Origin of the sequence: Weissella sp. DD23 (assembly GCF_001579105.1) — a bacterium.
Taxonomy (GTDB): Bacteria; Bacillota; Bacilli; order Lactobacillales; family Lactobacillaceae; genus Weissella; species Weissella cibaria.
On record NZ_KQ970395.1, the window covers coordinates 124078 to 128282 of the forward strand.

The 4205-nt window shown below is 50.7% G+C and carries 1 pseudogene; it reads right to left on the minus strand.

Annotation, left to right across the window (positions count from 1 at the left end):
- Window positions 1-4205 (minus strand): annotated as a pseudogene (locus WEIDD23_RS14825) (mucus-binding protein); the annotation flags it as partial.

The following is a 4205-nucleotide window of genomic DNA, read 5'->3' on the forward strand; positions in this document are numbered from 1 at the left end:
GTGATTGTCGTGTCAGTCGTTGGGTCACTTGGCAAAGTTGGTGGCCAGTAACCTGAACTTGGGTTAGCTGGATCAACTGGTTGCAATGGGCCATCTGGTCCTTGTGGCGTAAAGCCTGGCACGAACGGCAAGGTTGGATTAGCTGGGTCACCTGGATCATTTTCATTTTCCGGTCCAGGTGCCAGAGGCTCCGTTGGATCATTTGGATCGTTTGGATACGTCATCGGATCACTTGGTACATCGGTCGTGCCCGATGGGAACGATGGTACCCATTGGCCCATCTGGTTGTACACAACCGTAATTGTTGTGTCCGCATCCTTAGCGGCAATCCCCGTCACTTCAGCAATCGTCTGCTTATCCGCAACATACCCGGTAATCACTGGTGACGTCACCGCGTCAAAGGTCGTATCACCATTGCTTGCAATCCAATCACCGTACGTCACCTCGCCCGTTACCGCATCAACTGTCGCAGTACGACTGAACGTTACCGTATCTGTTGCATCATCCGCTGCCGTTGTACCGTCCGCATACGTGTACGTGATGGTTTGGGTCACAGACTCATTCAAATCAGCTGTTTCCACACCGGCTGGGTACGTTGGCGTTGGTGTCTCACCAGGGTTAACTGGATAAGTTGGGCTCGTTGGATCATCCGGATCAACTGGACCACCCGGCGTGAAGATTGGTGAACTTGGCGTCTTTGGATCATTTGGATCAACTGTGATGACAGCGTGTTCCAAAATGACCTCATACGTTTGGTCATAATCATCTTCACGATCGAAGGTGAAGTTGGCACCTGGATAACCATCGGAAACCAAGACATAACCGGCTGCCTCGTACGCGGCAATCTTATCAGCCGTCGTGTAGGTTGATGACTCATCAGAGTGACCCGTAATCGGATCCAGTGCCAATTGCTTACCAGTTGTCTTGTCAATGTAGGCAATCGTTGCTTGCTGCTCATTCGCCACATACGTAATCGTCGTATCTTGGGTCGGATCAGTCGGCGTTGCTGGTGGCACGTAGCCCTTACTTGGGTCACTTGGATCAACCGGTTGCAATGGACCATCTGGGCCTTGTGGCGTGAAACCTGGTACATCCGGAATGACCGGATAATTTGGCGCCGTTGGATCAGCTGGTTGCGTTGGATCAGCTGGGTCATTTGGATACGTCATCGGATCCGTTGGTACATCAGTCGTACCAGCTGGATATGATGGTACCCATTGTCCCATCGCCGTGTAAATGACAACTGGATCCGTATCAGCATCAGTCGCCTTAATGCCCGTTACCTCAGCCAACGTCTGCTTATCCGCAACATAGCCAGTAATCACTGGTGAAACAACCGCATCAAACGTGGTATCACTATTTGCTGCAATCCACTCACCATACGTTACCGCTCCCGTGACCGGATCAAGCGTCGCCGTACGGCTAAACGTTACCGTGTCCGTCTTTGGATTACTTGCCTCTTGACCGTCGGCGTACACGTACGTGATGGTTTGCGTGACTGATTCATTCAAATCAGTTTCAGTCAAACCAGCTGGGTACGTTGGCGTCGCTGGCCAAGTTGGACCGCTTGGGTTATCTGGGTCGAGTGGGTCACCTGGATTGCCTGGTTCTTCTGGGTACGTTGGGCTATCTGGGTCACTCGGATCGACCGGATCACCTGGGTTGTAAATCGGCTGACTCGGCGTCTTCGGATCACTTGGCGTAATCGTAATCGTTGCGTGCTTCAAGTGCACTTCATACGCTTGCGTCTGACTGTCATCACGGTCAAACGTGAAGTCAGTTGGATAACCATCAGAAACGAGCGTGTAACCTTGGGCCAAGTAAGCTTGAATGCGCTCAGCCGTGGTATACGTTGACGTTGCATCAGATACACCCGTAATCGTGTCAACTGTCAAGTCCGTCTTCGTCGTATCATCGATAAACGTAATCGTAGCTATTTGCTCATTGGCAACGTAATTAATTGTCGTGTCTTCACCTGGATTGTCCGTCGGTGTTGCCGGTGGCACATAACCCTTGCTTGGATCAGTCGGATCAACTGGTTGCAATGGACCATCCGGTCCTGCTGGCGTAAAGCCTGGTACGTATGGGATGACTGGATAATCTGGCGCACCCGGTTCAAGCGGTTGCGTTGGATCATCCGGATTGTTTGGATACGTAATTGGATCCGTTGGCACACTTGGTGTATTCGCTGGGAACGACGGTACCCATTGTCCCATTTGCTTATACGTGACCTTAACGTTTTCATCCCCACTATCAGCTGTCAAACCTGCCGTTTCATCAACTTGGGTCAAATCTGCATAATAGCCAGTAATCACCGGCGATTCAACCGCATCAAAGGTTGTATCACCATTCGTCGCAACCCAATCACCATAGGTCACAGTTCCCGTCACTACGTCATACTCAGCCGTACGCGTGAACTGGACGTTATCCGTCACCGTCTTCGCAGCTTCACTTCCATCCTCGTAAACATACGTAATCGTCCGATCAACCGTCTCATTCAAATCAGTCGTCTTCAAACCATCAGGATACGTTGGTGTCGCTGGCCAAGTTGGGCCACTTGGGTTATTTGGATCGATTGGCTCGCCTGGCGTACCAGGTTCAGCAGGATATGTTGGACCATCTGGATCATCCGGATCAACTGGGTCACCTGGTGTGTAAACCGGTGAACTTGGTGTCTTCGGATCATCTGGGTCAACCGTAATCGTCGCGTGCTTCAAATGAACTTCGAAGGCTTGCGTCGTATCATCATCCGTGTCGAACACGAAGTCAGCTGGCCAACCATCATTCACGAGACTGTAACCTTGCGCTTGCAAAGCTGCAATCCGATCAGCCGTCGTGTATGTCGTCGTGCCATCAGATTGGCCGGTAATGTCATCCATGACAATCGTTTGTTGCGTATTGTCATCAATATACGTAATTGTTGCATGTTGCTCATTCGCAACGTAACGCACTTCAATCGACGTATCTGCATCTGTTGCCGCAACGCCGGTCGCTTCCGCAACTGACGCGCGGTTTGCCGTGTATCCAGCAATCGTTGGTGATGTCACCTCATCAAAGGTGGTATCACTATCAGCCGCAATCCATTCACCATACGTAATCTCGCCACTAACCGTATCAAGCGTCGCCGTACGCGTAAACGTCAACGTTTCCGTTGCTGTTGTCGCAGCTTCTGAACCATCACGGTCGTATACATAAGTGACTTCACGCGTAACCGTTTGATTCAAATCATCATGCGTCAAACCGGCTGGATAAGTCGGCGTGGCTGGCCAAGTTGGGCCACTTGGATTATCTGGATCAATTGGTTCACCTGGCGTACCAGGTTGTTCAGGATACGTAGGGCTTGATGGATCACTTGGGTCCACCGGATCACCCGGCGTAAAGATTGGTGAGCTTGGCGTCTTTGGATCATCTGGCGTAATCGTTTGCGTAATACGCTCAAGTTGTACGATGTACGCTTGATCAGTTGCCGTATCACGATCGAACGTGAATTTCGTACCTGGATAACCATCAGCGACCAAACGGTAACCTTGTTGCTCATACATCGCAATACGTTGTGCAGTGGTGTATGAACTTGTTTCATCAGAATGACCAGCAATCGTATCAACCGACAAATCAGTATCAGTCGTCACATCGTGGTACGTAATCGTTGCCTTTTGTTCATCCGCAACATAAGTCACAACCGTATCACCACCTGGGTTATCGGTTGGTGTTGCTGGTGGCCAATAACCACCTTCCGGCGAACCTGGTGTTACCGGTTCAAGTGGCGTGCCATCTGGACCTTGTGGCGTAAAGCCTGGTACATATGGCATTGTTGGATTATCTGGCGTTCCTGGTACATTCGTATTTGAATCACCTGGTTCAAGTGGCGTATCAGCATGAGCTGGGTCATTTGGATACGTCGTTGGATCAGATGGCACGTTTTCAGTGCCGGCTGGGAATGATGGTACCCATTGTCCCATTGGCTTGTAGACAACTTGGACGTTTTCATCCCCCGTTGTTGCCGTCAAACCAGTGGTTTCAGCAACAACTTCCTTATCAGCATAGTAACCAGTCTTAACTGGTGAGTTCACTGCGTCAAACGTTGTGTCACCACCAGTTGCAACCCACGCACCGTAAGTGACTTCACCCGTCACCGCATCAACTGTCGCCGTGCGTGTGAAGCTAACCTTGTCCGTTGCCTCTGCAAAGACCGTTTCGCCCTTGTC